Annotated in this window: 16 protein-coding genes and 2 pseudogenes; 10 read left to right on the top strand and 8 right to left on the bottom strand. The window is 40.3% G+C overall.

Annotated features, from left to right (window positions below):
- Positions 1 to 17: 17 nt before the first annotated feature.
- The 5 genes from FTU62_RS00790 to FTU62_RS00770 all read right to left on the bottom strand — a co-directional run bounded on the left by FTU62_RS00790 (position 18) and on the right by FTU62_RS00770 (position 6533).
- Complete coding sequence (locus tag FTU62_RS00790) at positions 18 to 482, bottom strand: DUF2147 domain-containing protein (protein ID WP_180101502.1); 465 nt, start codon at positions 480 to 482, stop codon at positions 18 to 20.
- 284 nt (positions 483 to 766) lie between these two features.
- Entirely contained in the window at positions 767 to 1219 is a 453-nt protein-coding gene (locus FTU62_RS00785) for a DUF2147 domain-containing protein (protein ID WP_180101500.1), read from the bottom strand.
- A 244-nt stretch (positions 1220 to 1463) separates the two neighbouring features.
- A complete protein-coding gene (gene hslO, locus FTU62_RS00780) occupies positions 1464 to 2339 on the bottom strand; it encodes an Hsp33 family molecular chaperone HslO (protein ID WP_111885623.1) in 876 nt (291 codons plus the stop codon).
- Positions 2340 to 2389: 50 nt separating this feature from the next.
- Complete coding sequence (locus FTU62_RS00775; protein WP_180101498.1) at positions 2390 to 4231, bottom strand: monovalent cation:proton antiporter-2 (CPA2) family protein; 1842 nt, start codon at positions 4229 to 4231, stop codon at positions 2390 to 2392.
- Between the two features lie 79 nt (positions 4232 to 4310).
- Entirely contained in the window at positions 4311 to 6533 is a 2223-nt protein-coding gene (locus FTU62_RS00770; protein ID WP_180101496.1) for a primosomal protein N', read from the bottom strand.
- 150 nt (positions 6534 to 6683) lie between these two features.
- Here FTU62_RS00770 and gspF point away from each other — a divergent pair, with 150 nt between their 5' ends.
- From gspF to FTU62_RS00750, 4 genes and pseudogenes are all read left to right on the top strand, one after another.
- Positions 6684 to 7889, top strand: coding sequence for a type II secretion system inner membrane protein GspF (gene gspF, locus FTU62_RS00765; protein ID WP_078189785.1), 1206 nt, complete (start codon positions 6684 to 6686; stop codon positions 7887 to 7889).
- 57 nt (positions 7890 to 7946) lie between these two features.
- Positions 7947 to 8363 carry a type II secretion system major pseudopilin GspG gene (gspG, locus tag FTU62_RS00760; RefSeq protein ID WP_373683025.1) on the top strand — a complete coding sequence of 139 codons (417 nt, stop codon included), beginning with the start codon at positions 7947 to 7949 and terminating at the stop codon, positions 8361 to 8363.
- A gap of 283 nt (positions 8364 to 8646) precedes the next feature.
- On the top strand, positions 8647 to 8982 hold the full coding sequence (locus tag FTU62_RS00755) for a hypothetical protein (RefSeq protein ID WP_078189783.1): 336 nt from the start codon (positions 8647 to 8649) through the stop codon (positions 8980 to 8982).
- Positions 8983 to 9232: 250 nt separating this feature from the next.
- Positions 9233 to 9571 (top strand): annotated as a pseudogene (locus tag FTU62_RS00750) (tRNA-binding protein).
- Between the two features lie 84 nt (positions 9572 to 9655).
- On the opposite strand, the gene lnt reads toward FTU62_RS00750, so the two are convergent.
- Both lnt and FTU62_RS00740 read right to left on the bottom strand, forming a co-directional pair.
- On the bottom strand, positions 9656 to 11215 hold the full coding sequence (lnt, locus tag FTU62_RS00745) for an apolipoprotein N-acyltransferase (protein WP_180101494.1): 1560 nt from the start codon (positions 11213 to 11215) through the stop codon (positions 9656 to 9658).
- Entirely contained in the window at positions 11212 to 12051 is an 840-nt protein-coding gene (locus FTU62_RS00740; RefSeq protein ID WP_078189781.1) for an HlyC/CorC family transporter, read from the bottom strand. Before FTU62_RS00740 ends, lnt begins: the two co-directional genes overlap by 4 nt.
- 200 nt (positions 12052 to 12251) lie before the next feature.
- Between FTU62_RS00740 and tusA the strand changes: the two genes are divergently transcribed.
- From tusA to FTU62_RS00715, 5 genes and pseudogenes are all read left to right on the top strand, one after another.
- Complete coding sequence (gene tusA, locus FTU62_RS00735) at positions 12252 to 12509, top strand: sulfurtransferase TusA (RefSeq protein ID WP_078189780.1); 258 nt, start codon at positions 12252 to 12254, stop codon at positions 12507 to 12509.
- Between the two features lie 134 nt (positions 12510 to 12643).
- Positions 12644 to 15204: pseudogene (locus FTU62_RS00730) on the top strand (type VI secretion system Vgr family protein); the annotation flags it as partial.
- Positions 15205 to 16363: 1159 nt separating this feature from the next.
- The gene (locus tag FTU62_RS00725; protein WP_180101492.1) at positions 16364 to 16804 is read left to right on the top strand and encodes a hypothetical protein; all 441 of its coding nucleotides are present in this window, start codon (positions 16364 to 16366) and stop codon (positions 16802 to 16804) included.
- A gap of 26 nt (positions 16805 to 16830) precedes the next feature.
- Positions 16831 to 17289: a hypothetical protein gene (locus FTU62_RS00720; protein ID WP_180101490.1), complete on the top strand. Its 459-nt coding sequence runs from the start codon at positions 16831 to 16833 to the stop codon at positions 17287 to 17289.
- A gap of 219 nt (positions 17290 to 17508) precedes the next feature.
- Positions 17509 to 17901 carry a hypothetical protein gene (locus tag FTU62_RS00715; RefSeq protein ID WP_180101489.1) on the top strand — a complete coding sequence of 131 codons (393 nt, stop codon included), beginning with the start codon at positions 17509 to 17511 and terminating at the stop codon, positions 17899 to 17901.
- A 222-nt stretch (positions 17902 to 18123) separates the two neighbouring features.
- Here FTU62_RS00715 and FTU62_RS00710 read toward each other — a convergent pair whose 3' ends face one another.
- Entirely contained in the window at positions 18124 to 19836 is a 1713-nt protein-coding gene (locus tag FTU62_RS00710; protein WP_180101487.1) for an electron transfer flavoprotein-ubiquinone oxidoreductase, read from the bottom strand.
- Between the two features lie 194 nt (positions 19837 to 20030).
- Here FTU62_RS00710 and FTU62_RS00705 point away from each other — a divergent pair, with 194 nt between their 5' ends.
- Positions 20031 to 20639 (top strand): DUF1285 domain-containing protein, encoded by a 609-nt coding sequence (locus FTU62_RS00705; RefSeq protein ID WP_180101485.1) that lies wholly within the window; start codon positions 20031 to 20033, stop codon positions 20637 to 20639.
- The last annotated feature ends 13 nt before the right edge of the window (positions 20640 to 20652 follow it).

Below are 20652 nucleotides of genomic sequence, written 5' to 3'. Positions count from 1 at the left end.
ATTTAAAGGCCTCGTGCTTAGTTTTTGACCCAAGTGACATTGCGTCCAATTGCAGAGCCTTCAGTACGACCATTGATGATCAAATGCTTGCCATTATTCATCAAACGAGCGCGTGCATTGTAGTGCTTGCCTGATTTGGGATCGAGCATCACTCCACCCACAAATTCATTGGGCTTTTCTGGATCAGCGCTTAGGCCGCTTAAAGTGGTTAAACCGACCATGGGTTTATTTTTCTGAGCACCGGTGCATTGCGTGCATGTCGAAACATTTGCCGTTCCCGGTACGCTTCGGCTTTGGATAATAGTGGCCGAATACAGGTCATGCTTATCTTTACGAATCACCACATCGGCAAGGGAATAACCTGTTCGATCATCAATGGTTTTCCATGTCCCCACTAAGGGGTCAATCGCTGCAAAAGCAGAGGATAAACTGCAGATGGAGAACATGCCGAACAGGATAGAAGGGAGGAGTTTAACAACCATATAATTACCCACATTACACAAAAAGCGGATGCCTAAAATTTAAAGGCATAAAAATATTATGGGTTTAATGTAGCCTGAAATAATATGAATATTCTAGTGATTTTTTAAGAATTGGTATTTATATTTTGAGCCAAAACATGAACGAGTTGGCGCTAAATGAGGTTTATGCTGAACGTCTACGCACTAGTAAAATAGTCGGAATTCATCTCAAAGTAGATTGTTATCGGCATGATGAACTCGTCTGGAGTTGAGTTTATCATGCCAATGAAAGCCAAAAGGCCGCTTTAGTTGACGCGGATCCAAGATACCGTCCGGCCGAGGAGCGTGGTTCCAACATAACCTCGAAGTGTCAGCACATTGCCGCGCGCATTCAATTGCCCTTTACCTTGATAGGTATTGCCTGAAAGTGGGTCGATCACCTTGCCATCGGTATAGGCATTCTCTTTTGCATTATGTTTAAAGCCAGAAAAGATCGGTAAACCAATTAAGGGTGCATTTTTGAGTTTACCTTCGCATTTTTCACAAATCGTGGTGACAGGGCGGTTAGGGATGGCATGTACTTTGGTGATTTTACCGCTATAGCTGCCGTCTTTTAATTTGGTGATTTGGACTTCAGCACGGGCATAGCCTGTTTTGTCATCTATGGTTTTCCATGTCCCGACGAGGTCTGCTGCATGTGCTGTTATTGGGCCAAAGCAGAACATGGCTAAAGGAATAGCGAGTGTTTTGAGTTTCATATTTTATCCAGTTTTTTACATTATTTTTCTATTAAAAAATAAAGCTTTGTTGGTTTTTTGACTTTATTTCTGGCGCGATTCTACTCGAAAAAAAATTGATCGCAAATACAGCTGATCATGTTGATGCTTTATAGTTCGAACCCATTCGACTAAGCGCAAGAAAGTAGTAGGTCTAAATTTTATCGGGACAATAAAAAAGCACCCCGAAGGATGCTTAGATTTAGGCTTTTAATCATGCAATGATTTAGCTAAGGTGTTGACCAAAAAGGGATAAAGCTTCTTCTGCAGTAAAGGTATATTTTGTATTACAGAATTGGCAATCCATTTCAATTGGGTTTTGAAACTCTAAGGTTTCACGAACTGCAGCAACACCGATTTGTTCAAGTGCTGTCGCACAGCGTTCTTTTGAACATGTACAGCCAAATTTTAAGGCCTCAGTTTCAGGAAGACGAACTTCTTCTTCGTTATATAAACGATATAAGATTTCATTTGCGGATAAAGACGTTAACTCTTCTGCTTTTAATGTCTCTGTCAGCATGGTTAAACGTGGCCATAGGTCTTCATCGACACGGCGTTGTTCTTCTTCGTTGTTACGTGGTAATAATTGAATCAGTAAACCACCTGAACGGCTGTTGCTGCTTGCTAAGACGATACGTGTTGGGATCTGTGCAGATAGATCATAATATTGCATCAAGCAACCCGCTAATGTCGGTTTGTCTAAAGGTACAATCCCTTGATAACGCTCACCAAATTCAGGCTCGATATTAATGAAAAGTACTGGGTTTACCAAGGCTTTGAGTACCGTGCTGCTGTCTTCAGCGGCTTGAAAGTGCGGGTCTTCTTCATAATCGGCAAGTGCGCGAACTTCACCGAGATGATTACATTCCGCCATTGCCCATTTAAATGTGCCTGCAGCCTGAATTTGTAAGCTAATACGACCTTTAATTTTTAAGGTACTGGCCAACAAGGCAGTCGCGCTGAGCATTTCACCCAAGAGAATTTGTACAGCAGGTGCATAGTCACGCTGTGCAAGAATCGTTTGTAGGGCTTCTTCAAGATGAACCACTTCTCCACGAACAGGGCTATCTTCAATAAAAAAGCGTTGGCGTAAATCTGACATAAAATTCTCCATAACCCTGCTTTAATGGTGACGATATTGTAAAACACAAGTCATTCATTATCATCTCTTGTGACATCAATACGATGACGCTGTAAGCTGCGTTGTAAATCAACACCTGTAGGTTTTTCACGGGCTTGCGCATCGCTTTCAAACAAATGTTCCAGTTCAGCTAAAGCGTTACGATGCGTTTCATAAATCTTTTGTTCATCGGTATAGATTTGCTGCTGTTGAGTCAGCAGTTTTTCATCATAATCACGGAACAATTCGATACTTTTATAGGCATCTCCATCGCTGATACCTAAGTCGCACAGCATGTGATAGGCCATCCCTAAAGAGGATAAATAGGTTTCACGCCAAATATGCTCAATCCCCAAATCACGCAGCAAATGCACCTGATGACGGTCACGCGCGCGGACCAATAATTTTAACTGAGGGTAATTCAGACGAATATGACGCGCCACGTTCATCGAGTCTTCAATATCATCTATGGCAAGGACAAACACTTTGGCATGTTCAATGCCCGCAGCGCGTAAAATATCTGGTTGTGTGGCATCGCCATAATACAGATGACCACCATAATTACGTACGAAATCGACTTTGTCTAAGTTGCTATCAATGGCGGTAAAAGACAAATGCTGTAAATGCGCCACACGAGCAATGATTTGTCCAAAACGTCCAAAGCCCGCAATAATCACAGGATTATGTTCATCCGGAATGTCGTCATATTCGGGAATGGTTTTTGGATTAAAACGTGGCAAAATTTGTGATTGTATTAACCAATACAACATAGGGGTCAACACCATCGACAAGGTGACGATGAGGGTTAATGGCTCCAAAATGGCTTGTTGTACGACATTTTCACTTTTCGCCACACTAAAGACCACAAAGGCAAATTCACCGCCTTGAGCCAAACAGGTCGCCAGTAAAATACTGTTGCGCCATGAATTTTTGAGATAACGTGCAATTGCGGTAACTGACGCCATTTTGATGAGCATCAGTGCCAACGCACCACCGATAATGAACCATGGCATTTCAACAAACAACGACAGTTCCGTGGTCATGCCCACGGTCATAAAGAACAGACCAAGTAAAAGCCCTTTAAATGGAGCAATACTCGCTTCGAGTTCATGGCGGAATTCCGAGTCTGCCAATAGCACGCCAGTCAAAAATGCTCCGAGTGTGGTACTGATGCCAAGTACATCCATCAACACCACGACACCCAGCACTATAAATAAACCGACAGCGGTGATCAGTTCATGCGCACCACTTTTCGCGACGAAGCGGAAAAAAGGCCGCATTAAGTATCGACTAAATAAAAACAAGCCTGAAAAAGTCGCAATGATTGCAGCGAAATAGGCGATTCCGTGATGTGATGATTCTGTTCCTGCGAGCAGGGGAATGACTGCAATCAGGGGAATCGCGGCCATATCTTGAAACAGCAAAATCGAAAAGGATTGTTGCCCATAGGTGGTGTTTAATTGCTGCTTCTCACTCAGCATCTGCAAGACAAAGGCAGTAGAAGAAAGAGCGAGAGCGAAACCGATAACGATACTGGCTGCAATGCCTTGTTGTAAGGCAAAAAAACTGCCTAGCGCTAAAACAAGACCGGTCAGACCGACTTGTAAACTCCCCATGCCGAAAATAGAACTACGCATACTCCATAGACGCTGTGGACGGAGTTCGAGGCCGATCAGGAACATCAGTAAGATCACGCCAAACTCAGCGAGATCTTGGATCGCTTGGGGATCACTGGCAATGTTAAAGACATCGGGGCCGAGCAAAATACCAGTGAACAGATATCCCAATACCGTTGCAATACCAAAGCGCTTGAGCAAAGGGACAAGCAATAAGGATGCGCCAAGGAAAATTGTGATCTGTAACAGTAGTGACATTTACTCGTCCTAGAGTTGTGTTTTTGGTCGAAAGTTGCAATTCAGTATGACTGATATTTTCAGACTGAATTGTACGCGTTTAACTGAGTTCCTGTGGGTCTATATCGAGGCTCAATTTCATATTTGATGGCTTGTTATGCAAGATGTTTTGCCACCAATAACGCAGATAATAATGTAAGCGTGCACGATCTGTTGACAGCAAAACCATGTGGGATTGATAACGTCCCGCTTTGCGCTCCATCGGGGCAGGAATCGGCCCCCAAATGTCAATAATTCCAGCAGAATCCTGACGCAACAATTGGGCATATTGCTGTAAAAATTCAGTATTGAGTTCTTGGTTTTTGGACTCACAGCGCACCAATGCGGCATAGCGAAACGGTGGCATTTGTGCCATTTCCCGTTCTTTCATGGTTTCTTTGGCAAATTTTCGATAGTTTTCATTGACCAAAATATTCAAAAGCGGATGGTCGGGTCTTAATGTTTGTAGGAATACATCGCCTTTACGTTCGCCACGGCCGGCACGCCCTGTGACTTGCACAATGAGTTGAGCGGTACGTTCGATGGCACGGAAGTCCACACTCAGCAGACCTGAATCGATATCTAAAATCGCCACCAAGGTGACGTAAGGGAAATGATGACCTTTGGCCAGCATTTGTGTACCAAGTAAAATAGCAGGCTCACTTTTTTGAATTTTTTCATAAATCTTTTGCCAACTACCAACGCGGCTGGTCGAGTCACGATCCACTCGAATGATGTCATGTTCAGGAAACAACTCATTTAAACTTTCTTCAACTTTGGCTGTGCCCATCCCAATAGATTTGAGCTCCTGATGATTACACTGTGGACATTGATCTGGCATACGGTGAATGGTGCCGCAGTGATGACAATGTAAATGTTGATAAGGTGTACGATGAACCGTGAAATTGGCATCGCAATGTGGGCATTTAGCTTGCCATGCACAACTTTCACAAATCAGTACAGGTGCATAACCCCGGCGGTTTAAAAACACCAATACTTGCTCTTTTTTTGCAAGCCGTTTACGGATTTCACCAATTAATAATTGGCTGATTCCATGCTGCTTCTGTGCCACTTTCAGATCAAGGATGTGCATTTTCGGCATGACCGCGGTGCCTGCGCGTTGGTTTAGTTCCAAAATTGTCATCTTGCCTTGTTTGGCAAGGGCATAGCATTCAATGCTAGGCGTGGCAGAACCTAAAATTACGGGGCATTGTTCCAGATGCCCACGGTAAAGTGCGACATCCCGAGCGTGATAGCGAAAGCCTTCTTGTTGTTTAAAGGACAGATCATGCTCTTCATCAATCACAATTAAACCTAGATTAGGCAGTGGGGTATAAATTGCAGAACGTGTGCCTAAGATAATTGACGCCTTACCTGTTTGCGCAGCTTGCCAAGCTTGCATACGTTTTGAATCGTTCAAACCCGAATGTAGTAGAGCAATATTGCAATGAAAACGTGATTGGAAACGGCTAATGGTCTGTGGGGTAAGTCCAATTTCAGGCACTAAAACCAAGACTTGTTTGCCTTGCTTTAGAACCTCTTGCATGATTTGTAAATAGACTTCAGTTTTACCACTGCCAGTTAAGCCATCGAGCAGGAAGGCCTGATATTTTTTACGTGCTTTTAATACGCTATCGATCGCTTTTTTTTGGTCAGGGTTTGCTGTAAGTGGCATTTGCGCCATGCTCATCGGCATCGGGCTAAAGTCTTGTTCTGCTAACACACATTCGCAGATGCCTTTTTTCTCTAAGGCTTTGAGTGTTGCTGTTTCCACACCTGACAAATTTAAAAGATTTTCACCTGTGCCTGTGGGATGTAATTTTAGTATTTTATACGCTTCTTGCTGACGCTCTGAACGTTTAATTTTGGCTTCAGCATTATGGTCGATCAGATTCCATGTCCGTGCCAGTAAATTATAGGGCTTTCCTTGGCGTAACAGCGTCGGAAGGGCACTTTGCATCACTTCACCAATCGGAAATTGGTAATACTGTGCAGACCATGTCAATAAATTTAAAACTTTCTCATCTAAAATGGCACGATCATCAAGAAGTTCGGTAATGGCCTTGAGTTTAAAGCTTGAATCGAGTGGTGCATCGGGAGCAATTTTTTCCACGATGATACCGGTCAAATTTTGCCGACCAAAAGATACAGCAACGCGTGCACCTACTTCAGCTTGTTGGTATTGCTCTTGGTTTAAGCTGTAATCGAAGCAGTCGTATAAATATACCGGAACGGCGACTCGAACGCGGTAAATAGGTGTTGCAATGCTCGCTGAATTTGCCATAAAACGTGGATAAGTTCCTGATTAAATTTCGTCGTGATCGTAAAGGAGTTGTGTTAGAGTGAGCTCATATTTTATATCTAAGAATATGAATGATTTTGATGGTCAGACGCAACTGCGCTGATAGAAATTTTGGAAAATTAGAGCATTACAATGCCTGCATATCAGTTTACTGCCATAGACGCTTCAGGGAAGCAGCAGAAGGGTGTACTTGAGGGTGATTCTGCGCGTCAAATTCGTCAACAGCTCAGAGATCAGTCACTCATTCCAGTTGCTGTCGATCCGATAGAGCAAAAAGACAAACACGCGCAGCAGCGCTGGTTTCAAAAAGGGCTGAATGCCTATGACTTGGCTTTATTGACTCGCCAACTTTCAGTTTTGGTTGCCGCTGCAATTCCATTAGAAGAAGCGATTCGTGCTGTGGGAAAACAAAACGAAAAAGCCCATGTGCAAAACCTGTTGATGTCGGTGCGTTCTAAAGTTTTGGAAGGACATTCTTTAGCCAACGCACTACAACAAGCGGGACGCTTTCCTGAACTGTATATTGCCACGATTGCAGCAGGTGAGCGTTCAGGCCATCTCGATCTCATTCTCGACCAACTTGCCGATTACACCGAAAATCGCTTTGCCATGCAAAAGAAAGTGCAGGGTGCGATGATTTATCCGATCATCCTGATGTTAATGTCTTTCGGGATTGTGATGGGACTCATGACCTATGTGGTCCCAGATATTGTCAAAACCTTTGATCAAAGCAAAGATGCCTTGCCGTGGATAACGGTCGCTTTAATGAAAGCCAGTGATTTTATTCGAATGGCCTGGCCATTTTTATTGGTCGGTAGCGTAGTCTCGATTTTTCTCTTGGTTCGATTCCTCAGAACAGCAGCGGGACATTATGCGTTTGACCGTTTGACCTTGAAATTACCGTTATTTTCCAAACTGTCTAAAGGCATTAATGCCGCTCGTTTTGCCAGTACCTTATCGATTTTAACCAAGTCTGGTGTGCCATTGGTCGATGCTTTAAAAATTGGCGCAGCGGTCAGTAATAATTGGGTGATTCGAGATTCGGTCAACCTTGCGGCAGAGAAAGTAACAGAAGGTGGTAATTTAGCAACACAGCTTGAGCGAAGTGGTTATTTCCCACCGATGATGGTACAAATGATCAAAAGTGGTGAAAGTTCAGGCGAATTAGACCGGATGCTAGAACGTGCGTCGACGATGCAAGACCGAGAAGTGACGACTTTAATTTCAACTTTATTGGCGTTGCTTGAACCGCTGATGTTGGTATTTATGGCGAGCATTGTACTGGTGATCGTGATTGCTGTGATGCTGCCAATCGTGAATATGAATAATATGATTTAAGACATTCGAACAATGATGTGAACAGAGATTTGTAACATGCAAGTGAAGACAAAAAATATGAAGCAACAAGGTTTTACTTTAATTGAAGTGATGGTGGTCATTGTCATTTTAGGTGTTTTGGCAGCGCTGATTGTACCGAACGTGATGGGCCGTGGTGAAAAAGCCAAAGTTGATACCACAGCAATTACTTTAAAAAGTGTCGCTGGCTCATTAGATCAATACAAAATGGATAATGGTAAATTCCCTTCAATGCAAGACGGTGGATTAAATGCTTTGGTCACTAAACCTGAGTCTGCTAAAAACTGGTTGCCAGGTGGCTATATCAAAGGTGGCTATCCAAAAGACAGTTGGGACAATGACATCCAATATGTGATTCCCGGTTCTGAAGGCCGTCCTTATGATCTTTATTCATTTGGTGCGGATGGTCAGTCTGGCGGTGAAGAAAATGATGCTGATATTTACTATAAACACTAACTGAGAATAATTATAAATTCAGTTTTAATGGAATTAATCACTTCACTTAATAGGATGTTTCAATATTGAGTGAAGTGATAATAAATCTTAATTATAAAATTAATATTAAGTTGTTGAATTTACTTTAAATAACATAATATGAAATATGTGATATTTATAATAAGAATTATTCCCAATTTTATTGATTACAATAATCGCAAAATATGAATAAATATAGGCTTTTCATTTAAATAAAACCGCGCATAATATCTTTTATGGTACTTTTTTAGCCATGGAGGATAGTATGAAAGCATTATTATTAACGGATGAAATTAACCAATTTCATTGGTCTATGCTGAAATCTGTTCTTTTGATTTTAAGTATTCTGCCGATCAGTCAAGGCATTGTGTATTTATGGCAAAGCACTGAGGGCAGTAGCCAAATTATGGTGGGTTTCTTTGCCATGAGCTTAATGAGTTCATTACTGGCTTTAAGTTTTTGGTCTGCATTAAAAGCGACTGTGGCAAATTTAAAACAAGAACATGCATCTGCCATCGAACAAATGGTTGTTCGTCTTTATCGATATATTCCAATGGTGTCTTTAGCTGCCATGCTTTCCTATTTAGTTACGCAGTTATAACCCCAAAATTAAACCTTCAAAACTGGAGCTTGCTCCAGTTTTTTTATGTCTCGTGTTAATGAACAGTTCGTAGCGTACATCAGTGCATACTTCTACATGGTACGCGCTCTAACATAACCTTGCTTTGTCCGTTTTGACGCATCGAATGTCTGTTTCACATATGGTCAGCCTGAATGAAATTTTTATAATCTTTAGATATCAGATCTTAGATAGTTGGATGAAGTACAACAAAGAAAAGAAAGAGGGAAAAATGCAACAGATCGATTGGCAAGATTTTTTGAAAGTTGAATTACGTGTGGGGAAAATTGTGCAGGCTGAAGTCTTTGAGCAAGCACGTAAACCCGCGTACATTCTTCATGTGGATTTTGGAGAGGAACTGGGCATTAAAAAGTCCAGTGCACAAATTACACAGCTATATCAGCCGGAAAATCTAGTGGGAAAATTGGTCGTTGCCGTCGTAAATTTTCCAAAAAAACAAATTGGTCCGATCCAGTCAGAGTGATTGGTCACAGGTTTTCATAATGCAGAGGGGCATGTTGCTCTTTGTGTGCCTGATACAGAGATTCCCCTAGGCACCAAGTTACTTTGAAAAAGTAGGGTGAACTGGCACCCTGAAAGTTTATCAATAAAAAACCGAGCTTTGGCTCGGTTTTTTTGATCTTTTGTAGCGGAATTAACGGCGTGATTTAAAAGAAATATCAACTTTACGCGGGCGATAAATCCAACCGAGAACCAATAACAAGAATGAGAAAATCAACACAGGCCAATCACTTAAGCGTGTGTAAAGTGTCTCGCCTTGCATGGCGGGTAAATCACCACGCAGTACCGCATCTTTATCCATCGGTGCCTGCTTCACAATGTGACCATTATGATCAATAAAGGCGGTAATGCCGGTATTGGTTGCACGGATAAACCAACGGCCATTTTCTTTGGCACGCATTTGAACCATTTGTAGGTGCTGATGCGGGCTCGCTGTTCCAGTAAACCATGCGTCATTGGAAATGGTCACCAGATAATCACTTTGACTGGCATTACGGCGCGTTAAGTTGGGATAAGCCACTTCATAGCAAATCGCTGCACCTAAATCATGACCTTTAACATTCAAAGGCTTTTGGTTATTTTCACCACGTGAAAAGCCACTCATCGACGGGTCATTTTGTAGGGCAGGCAGTACCCAACTTAACATCCCTGAAAGCGGAATGTATTCACCAAACGGAACTAGGCGTTGCTTCTTATATAGACCAGAAGATTCATCACCAGTTGCCATGATGGTGTTGTAATACATAGGGTGTTGGTTTTGCTGTGTTTCCGCTAAATCCCAATAGGGAATACCTGTCACCCAAGCCGTCCCTGTTTTATTGGTTTGGACTTTCATCGCATCCAGAAACGGCTCAATATCGGTTTGGAACATTGGAATGGAGGATTCCGGCCAAACAATGACATCACGCCCCCATTCGGTCCGACTTAATGACGCATATTTCATTAAGGTTTGAGCTTGGTATTCTGTTAACCATTTTAAATCTTGTGGAATATTGCCTTGAATTAAGGAAACACTCAGCGGTTTTTCATTTTTAGGCTGAACAAATTGCAGTTGCGCTGCACCCCATGCGCCGAGCAAAACAAGGGCAGATGGAACAATCCAAAATATGCGTTTACGCAGGATTTCAACTAAGGCACAGGCCAATAAAATGACCGCAAAAGACACCCCAAAGATCCCGAATAATGGCGCATAGCCATCGAGGAACCGTTCAGTAAAGGCATAACCTGCAAACAGCCATGGAAAACCGGTAAAGACCCAAGTTTTACTCCACTCGAAAAACACCCACAGTGGCGCAAAGGTCAGTGGGGTTTCTGGAAAGAAGCGGCGGTAGAGCCAACTCTGAACTGCGGTAAACAGCCCCATCACAATCGCCATAATGGCAATCATCAAAACACTGAGTGCTGAATTGGTATCACCATAGACATGGATTGAGGTATATAGCCAAAAAGCCCCGACAAACCATAAGCCAAAGCCATAAGCTAGACCAATGAAAAACGATTGTTTAGGTGCACGTTGACTTAGGCAGGCATACAACAGGGCTGGAGATAAAATTGCCAACCACCAATAATGATAAGGTGCCAGCGACAAGCTGAATATGGCACCTGAAAATAATGCGATCAGCAAAGGATAGATGAAAGGTAGCTGTTTTTTTTGTTGTGAATGGTTTAGCAGCTTATCAAAGTAGGTTCTCATTTACGGACAGCTCGGATCAGATGAATGGTACGTGCATCTGCCTCCAAAATGGTAAATTCCCAGTTTTCAAGTTCAATCACTTGACCTTGTAAATCACTGACCAAGCCCATTTCTTGTAGCAGTAAGCCGCCCACAGTTTCTACTTCATCATCTGAAAAATCAGCATCTAAAAGATTGTTAAAGTGTTCAATTGGTGTAAGTGCTTGAACCAACCATGTATTTGCACTTAGTGGGTCTTCATCTGGAATGATAAATTGAGCTTCTTCATCGACTTTGTCGTGTTCATCTTCAATTTCACCCACAATTTCTTCAAGAATGTCCTCTAAAGTGACTAAGCCTGAAGTTGTGCCATATTCATCAATAACAACAGCGATATGGGTTTGGGTATTTTTCAACATACGTAAAACTTGGTCAGAACGCGCGCTCTCAGGTACAAATAAGGGTTGACGCATTAATGCACGAATATCGACTTTGGTGGTCGGTTCTGTCAAAAATGGCAACAAATCTTTGGCCAACAAAATACCGACAACATTGTCTGGCTGGTCTGAGGAAAAGACTGGGAAACGTGAGTGTGCAGATTCAACAAGTACATGCAAAATATCTAATAGCTCATCATCTTCTTGCAAGCTGATCATCGCAGTACGGGGGGTCATGACCTCGCGGATTTTAGTTGCAGGTAAGTCGAGTACCCCTTCGAGCATGGCAACTGTATCGGGTTCTAAGAAGCGACGTGAATCTTGTACCAATTTCAACAGTTCGTCACGGGTTTCTGGTGCAGTGCCCAGCCATTTACGTAAGCCGCGCATGCCCCACGACGGGCCGGATTCCTCTTGCATGATCTTTCCTAAAGACTCTTAATATCTAATAAATGATGATTTTATCATACCGTAGAAAATACAGTTGTCTATTGTTAATGTTGATCTAGATGATGAGCGATCAAGTCATTTTAAGAGACTTTCACCTGCATTTTTCAAGCTAACATTCAGTCTTCAGGATTATGCTAAAATAGCCTTAGATTTTAATGCTGAGTTTTCTAATGTCTGAGCCTTCTGTGCCCCCATCAATTCAATTAAACACCCGTGGCTTACGTTGCCCTGAGCCTGTGATGATGTTGCATCAAGCCATTCGTAAATCAAAATCGGGCGATATTGTTGAGGTTTTTGCAACAGATAATTCGACCTCTTGGGATATTCCGAAATTTTGTATGCATTTAGGTCATGAGCTATTGCTTCAAGAAGAACGTCTTGATGAAAATGGAAATAAAGAATTTCATTATTTGGTTCAGAAAGGTTAATTAAAGAGATTGTAAAAAATAATAATTATTAAGATGTTACATTTATTATTAATAAAATAGGCTGGTCAAGTCTGATGGCTAGCCTATATCATTCGCAGCATAATTATACAAAGTTTAAAAAACAGACTTTTAAAATGTTAAATTCGATTGCTCTTATACTTGAAAAATTAGGCTTATCCGCCCAAAAACGTGCCATTCATGTGCAATTTTCCAACCCTGCGTTGAATGATGAGCTTTTTATTCAACGTATTGATGGGGAGCATGTCTTAAACCAAGGCCTGCAAGCGACTTTGATTTGCCTATCTACTAATGCCCTTATTCCGCTAAAACAATTTATTGGCGCACAGGTCGCCGTTGATCAAGTAACCGATCAGGGCGAACTCTTCCGCACCACCGGTATCATCACCGAAGCCACCCAAGGGCAGAGTGACGGTTCACTCACCCTATATAAACTCACTTTAGAAGATGCAACATCGCTGTGGCATAAGCGCCGCAACAGCCGTGTGTTTATGAACAAATCGGTGCGTGATGTTAGTGAAACTCTCTTTAAAGAATGGCAAAGCAAAAGTCCGCTTTTTGCTGCCAGTCTAACGCTTGATCTAAGCGGTTTAAGTCAGAACTATGATGTCCGACCTTTCATTATGCAGTCGAATGAAAGCGATTATGACTTTTTAACCCGACTTTGGCGTAGTGAGCGTATCAACTGGCTCATCGATGAAGCGCAGCTGAAAGTGCCGCATTCTTCAGCGCCAATTGAAAAACAAAAACTTCGTCTGATTGATGACAATAGCCAATATCAAGCGCTCAGCCGTCGTAGTATCCGCTTTCATCGCTCTAGCGCCACTGCAAGACAGCATCATCAGCTTGATCGGTGAACGTAGCATTCAGCCGACTGCGGTCCATGTACAGCGCTGGCAAGCCGATGGACTGAACCAAGAAGAAGGCGCAGGTTCAGTTCAAAGCAAACATCAGCATAGCCAAACCCAAGACAATGCCAGCTTAAGTTTGGAGCAAGCATGGCATGTCAGCCCTGCATGGATGCAAGACTTAAAAGGCGAAGACCAAGCTACGGCTTCATCCAACAGCCAAATTGAAAAACTGAATCAAAACCTAACGCGCTACCACGAGCTGCAATCTAAAAAATTCAATGCACAATCGACCGTGCGTGATACCCAAGTGGGTTATTGGTTTGAATTGAATGAACACCCAGAAATCGATCAACACAGTGGTGCAGACAAACAATTTTTAATCACAGAAAAAAAATTCTATAACCAAAATAACTTACCTAAAGATCTCTCTGAACAAGTCAATCAACTGATTGAACAAAGTCAGTGGAACATTAAACCCATCCATGAACAGGCCGAGCGTCAGGCCAATCAGCTCACATTACAACGCCGCAATATTGTGACGGTTCCTGAATATAACCCACTCGAACACCGTCCAAGCACCCATCCGCAACGGGCTAAAGTTGTCGGGCCAAGTGGTGAAGAAATACATGTCGATGAATGGGGGGCGTATCAAAGTCCGCTTTTTATTTACCCGTGGAGATGACCACAGCCATGATGGCGGTGCAGGCAGTAATGACAATGATACGGATTCTGCATGGGTAGATGTGCTTACCCCATGGGCCGGTGAAGGCTATGGTGCACGTTTCTTACCACGTATTAATGAAATCGTGGTCATTGATTTCTTTGACGGCAATATCGACCGACCATTTGTGGTGGGGCGCATACATGAAGCACAGCGCAGTCCAACCCAATTTGATAGTAAAGGCAAACTACCTGACACCAAAAAATTGGCTGGAATAAAAAGTAAGGAAGTCCAAGGTGAAGGTTTTGGACAACTGCGCTTTGATGACACGACTGGACAAATTTCGACACAATTACAAAGCACCCATGGTGCCACTCAGCTCAACCTCGGTAACCTCAGTCATCCCAAAGAAACCGCAGAAAGTGAGGGAAGAGGCGAAGGCTTTGAACTGAGAACCGACCAGTGGGGCGCAGTACGTGCAGGACAGGGGCTCCTTGTCAGCACACACCCACAACAACAAGCAGCAGCAATGCACCTCGACGCACAAGCGGCGAAAGAACAAATCGAAGCCAACTTAAACAGCAGTAAAGCCTTAAGTGAAGTGGCGAAAAACCAGCAAACTGACCCGCTTGAAGTCTTAGATAATCTGAAAAACTTCCTTGGCCAAATCGAAAAAGGCAGTAAAGAAAAAGCCGATGCCTTTAAACAAGCCTTAATGATTTTATCTGCACCAAACTCCATTGCTGTGAGTAGTCAGGAAGATATTCATCTTTCAGCGTATGGGCAGATCAGCCAAAGTGCGGGCGATAGCATCAATATCAGCAGTCAAAAATCTTTAATTGCCCATGCACAAAGCAAGATCAGTCTATTTGCAGCACAAGAAGGTTTACGTGCGTATGCAGGCAAAGGCAAAGTTGAAATCCAAGCCCAAGGAGATGGGGCAGATCTGATTGCCCGAAAAGGTATTCAAATTATTTCCACGGAAGATAAAGTTGAAATCAAAGCGAGCAAAAAAATTGTTTTAGTTGCGGGTGGTAGTCAGATTGAGATTAGTAGTGCGGGTGTATTGCCTACTACTAGCGGTAAGTTTGAAGTGAAGGCGGGGCAGCATAAGTTTGTGGGAGGGAACAAGATTCCCACTTTGAATGTAAATTTACCTGCACTGAAAATCAAAGAAAATTCAGTGAGCGAATGTCCTATAAGGTTAAAACAATCAAATTCAAATACCGAATATATATCTAATGCTGAGTCATCCACGGCGTTGAATGATTCAGTATTACATGGAAATAGTTGTTCATCTTTATTACAACCAATTAGTATAGTTGATTATCTACCAGAAGCTCTTTCTGGGAAAATTGTAGATACGGATCAAAACGGAAATTTAATATCAATAGGTATAGAAAAAAATGAAACTTTAGAAGATGGTTATGTTGACTATTATGAAAATTCAAAGAGGTATAAAGTCAAATTTTATGATTATTCAGAGATAAGCCAACCATTTGATATTAAGTTTGATCCACTTAAAAACCTCTTAACAGTAACAACAAAGATATCTTTTAAAGGAAAAAAGCGTGTCTTAGTTGACAATAATAACCAGATAGTTACTAATAAAAGTGGTATAGAAGTAGAATTACCATATGATTCTAGCTTAGATTTGCAAAATTCCATGTTTTCTTTTGAGGATATAGAAATTCCATATAAAGATTGGTTTGACTTTAATAAAGCTAAATCTGAAATTGAGAAAATTTTAAATAAAAATAATTTTTATTTATATCCGAAAAACTGTGCTCAATCAAAATGTACGTGTAAAGTTCCAGTTTGGTTGGAAGTTGTAGAAGCACAAGATGGTCATGAAGTTAATATATACAAATTAAGTACTCGTGCGGATTCAAGTAATTGGTCTATAAATACTACAGCAGAATACAAAGCATCGAAAAAACAGGTAACTGATTACTATCAAATTTATGAATTTATTGAAAACTCAACTTCATTAACTGATTTTCAACAATATGACTTCGGATGTTGGAAATTTGAGCCAAGTTGGATGTCGAATAATATACATGCGCATGAATCTGGTCATTTATTTAATTGGCCAGATGAGTATTTTGCTTATGGGGGAGCAGTAAATCAAAGGTATACTTTAGCTACAAGTAATCCACCATATCAAATAGATCTTAAGATTACAGAGCCTGCAGATTTTTGGAAAAGAAATTCAAAAAATAATTTAATGGGTGAAGGAACTTTAATTAAAAATCCACAAATGCATGAATATTATCTGCATCAAATTCGAGATTGGTTTGAAAAAGAAACAGGGATTAATTGGGATGTTAAATCTTAAATTTATAATGGTTTCAACTTTATTTATGAGTACTGTATCAATGGCGAAAAATAATCAAGAGTTTTACACGAGTACATATCCAAATTATTGGGGTAATCCTCTTATAGAAAAATTTTGGGCTAATAATAGTAAAGAATTTTATTTGAAAAATTCTACAGTAGATAGAATTGGTAGTAAAAATAATAAAATAAACGGAGTCGGTTTGATTGTTAAAAGCTTAACCGAAAAAGAGGCTGAAGATTATGACAAATATGGAAAAAAAATTTTCTTGCTTAATAAAAAATATGATGTCAAAAGTAGTAAAGATAAGAAGCTAAATTTTAGATTTTTTGAAATTTCAGGTGAGAATACTGTTTCTTCAATACTTTTTAATTCAAAAGACAGTAATGGGCAGGAAGTTTTAAAATGGTTTAATGAAAAAAAATAAATTTTATTAATTCCAGTGACAGTAAAATGGAAATAGGATTTAAAATTGATACTAAAATAAAAAAAAGTGAATCTGATTATGTTTTAGAATTGATATTTGAGAATTTATCTAGGCAAGATATATCAATCACTGGGGTTAATGATTGGGAGGTGAGTAATGAAAATAGAAGAAGAAAAATAATATCAAATTTAGTAATTAGGGATGGTTTGAATGCATTTTTTAAATTTAGTTTGAATAAATATAATTTGATAGAGAAAAATGAGGATTTATTAAACAATCTAATATTACCTGGGAAAATGAAAAAAAGTATTCATTTCAAGTTAGATAAAAATGAAATGGATAAGCTAGAAGAATATCAAAAAAGTATAGATGATGCAGAGCTAAAATATTATGTTGTTATGGATCTTAGAGTGCTATCGCCAAGTATTATTGCAGGTGATTTTCATTATTTAACTAGTTTGAATGAATTTATTTATTCTAAATGAATTACATGTCGTATATTTGGTTTTTTACATTTTTTTGTGTAATGGAATTGTATTTTTAATGTTTGAAGTAATAAATTTTTAGGCGGAATTTTATTCTGATTGTTATTATTTAAACTTTCTTGCAATGGTTTTTGTTGATATTGATTTTTTAATTTTATTTAGTGGGTTTGATTTTAGAAAAATTATGTCTTTTATTTTTAATCAATAAATTGAGCTATGATGAATTTTGTTAGTGTTTTTAAATTGTTATTTATAGTGCTCATTAGCTCGCATGTATATGCTGATGACGAAAAAATAGCATATTTATACGAGAAAAATAAACAGGCGATTTTTTTAGGGGGTTTTAATAGGGGGATTTTTCCATTTAATAGTACTGATTTTTCTAAGATAAAAGATCTAACCTTAAAATATAAGTTGGAAAAAATTCATCGAAATCATGAAGAGCCTACATCGTTTAACTTTCTGATTGAAAATAAGGAAGTTACAATGTACGGTGGAGGAGATGAAGTTGTAAGTAAGCTTTGTAATATGGAAAGTTCTAGAAAAATTAAAATTAATTATTATAAAATTGAAGGATCTAAAAGAATATATTACTACATAGATGAAATTTAAATTTTTATTTAGGCTTAGTGAAATTATTTCTTTTAATTATTTATAAAATATCTAAATCTAATGGATATAAAATGACACATTGATAATTATTTAAAATAAACTAATTATTAAATTCAGTTTTTATAGGAATTAGTTTTTTTGTAATAATATTTATTTAAAGAGTGTGATTGTATATTAAAAAATAAACCCGCATTAAGCGGGTTTATTTCAATCTCAAAAAGATTACATATTCGGATAGTTCGGACCACCGCCACCCTCAGGTGTTACCCAAGTAATGTTTTGAGACGGATCTTTGATATCACACGTCTTACAGTGAACACAGTTTGCTGCGTTAATTTGGAAACGCTTAGAACCGTCATTCTCTTCCATAATTTCATAAACACCGGCAGGGCAGTAGCGCTGAGCAGGCTCATCCCATTTTGGTAAGTTCACATTTACAGGAATAGAAGCGTCTGTCAGTTTTAAATGCGCAGGCTGGTTCTCTTCGTGAACGGTATTCGATACGAATACTGAAGACAAACGGTCAAAAGTCAGCTTGCCATCTGGTTTTGGATAATTCGGTTTGAAGTTCGCAACATCGACAGTTTTTAAAGCGCTGAAGTCGGGCTGTAAGTCATGCAGCGTGAACGGCACTTTAAAGATGTTTTGATCAATAAAGTTGAACGCACCACCCATCCATTGACCAAACTTATGCATAGCAGGGCCGAAGTTACGAGAGTTATATAACTCTTCTTTCAACCAACTGTTGTTGAACTTGTCTGTGTACGCAGTTAACTCTTTAGCGAAGAAGTCTTCACCTTCAGTCACACGTGCAATGGCAAGGTCACCACCTTTTTCCACACCCGCAGCAATCGCTTCAAATACAGCTTCACCGCACAGCATGCCTGATTTCATTGCTGTATGAGAGCCTTTGATTTTCGCAAAGTTTAGGAAACCTGCGTCATCACCAATTAAGCTACCACCTGGGAAAGTGAATTTAGGTAGTGAGTTGAAGCCACCTTTTACGACCGCACGTGCGCCATAAGAAATACGCTTACCACCCTCAAGATATTGCTTGATCAGTGGATGTGTTTTCCAACGCTGCATTTCCATAAATGGATACATGTGTGGATTGGTATATGATAAGTCAACGATCATGCCCAAAGTCACTTGGTTGTTCTCAGCGTGGTATAACCACCAACCGCCTGAAGAACCTGTTTCACTTAAAGGCCAACCTGCACCGTGCATCACCAAACCTGGTTTATGTTTAGCAGGATCTATTTCCCATAATTCTTTAATACCAATACCGTAATGTTGTGGATCGGCATCTTTATCCAAGTTGAATTTTTGGATTAAACGTTTACCTAAATGACCACGACAGCCTTCAGCAAATAATGTGTATTTCGCATGAAGTTCATAGCCAGGGGTAAAGTTGTGCGTTGGTTCGCCATCTTTACCAATACCCATGTCGCCAGTCTGAATACCTTTCACAGTCCCATCTTCATGGTAAAGAATTTCAGATGCTGCAAAGCCTGGGAAAATAGACACTTCTAATTCTTCAGCTTTAGCACCTAACCAGCGAACCACGTTACCTAACGAAATAACATAGTTGCCATCGTTATACATGGTTTTTGGCACCATCCAATGCGGTGCTTCTTGTGATTTTTCATCAGACAATAAGAAGAAGGTTTTATCTTCAGTCACAGGCACATTTAACGGTGCGCCTTGTTCTTTCCAATCTGGGAACAATTCATTCATCGCGCGGGGTTCAAGCACAGCACCCGATAGAATATGCGCACCTACTTCGGAGCCCTTTTCCACGACACAAACAGACAGATCGTTTAGGTTATTTTCAATTGCAAGTTGACGAATTTTAATCGCAGCAGATAGGCCGGCAGGACCTGCACCGACGATAACTACGTCAAACTCCATCGATTCACGTTCGATGTGTTCCATGTAGGACTCCTCATATTTCGGAAGGTGGCATCCATTCAATTCATTTAAATGGTGCTGCCATGAGTGTTCTTAATGCCCAGACACAATTTTTCTATCGTGTCTTTGATATTGTGGGCTAGTATAGTTTTAAACCGAGTTCTAGCCAATTGGCTGAATCATATTATTTTTCCGTCACTAAGGTATTTATTAGGCGGATGAAGCAGCAATTGAACGAAAACCCGACGAAAAAATTCATTAATAGGGATGATAGAAATTTAATGAACATTGCACAATACTTAAAAGATGGACAGTCCGGTCACAAAAGGTCAATCCCTCCATTAGATCAATGGCATCCAAAGCATTGTGGTGCAATGGATTTGAAGGTTTCAGCCAATGGAGAATGGTGGCACGATGGTCAATTGATCAAACGCCAAGCGCTTATTGACTTGTTCTCGACAGTACTATGGAAAGAAGACAGCAAGTTCTATTTAAAGACCCCAGTCGAGCAGATTGAAATACAGGTAGAAGATGAGCCTTTATTTGTTAATCAAGTCGATATGCTTGAGCTAGAAAACAAGAGCTATATCCAGTTTACGACCACAACACAAGACGTGATTGTTGTGGATGATGAACATCCTATTTTTATGCGTGAATATCAAGGTGAATTGCGCCCTTATGTACATGTGCGTTTTGGAATTAATGCACTGATCCAGCGTGCCGCATTCTTTCATTTGGTTGAGATGGGTGAACTGCTTGAAAATGAAAAAGGTGAATCCATTTTAGTGTTACAAAGTGGTGATTTGCGCTTGCAATTAGGCACCTGAGGTTTAAGCTTTC

Origin of the sequence: Acinetobacter sp. YH12126 (assembly GCF_013418745.1) — a bacterium.
Lineage (GTDB): Bacteria > Pseudomonadota > Gammaproteobacteria > Pseudomonadales > Moraxellaceae > Acinetobacter > Acinetobacter amyesii.
The sequence above is the reverse complement of the archived record's forward strand: the minus strand, read 5'-3'. Positions and strand labels throughout refer to the sequence as shown.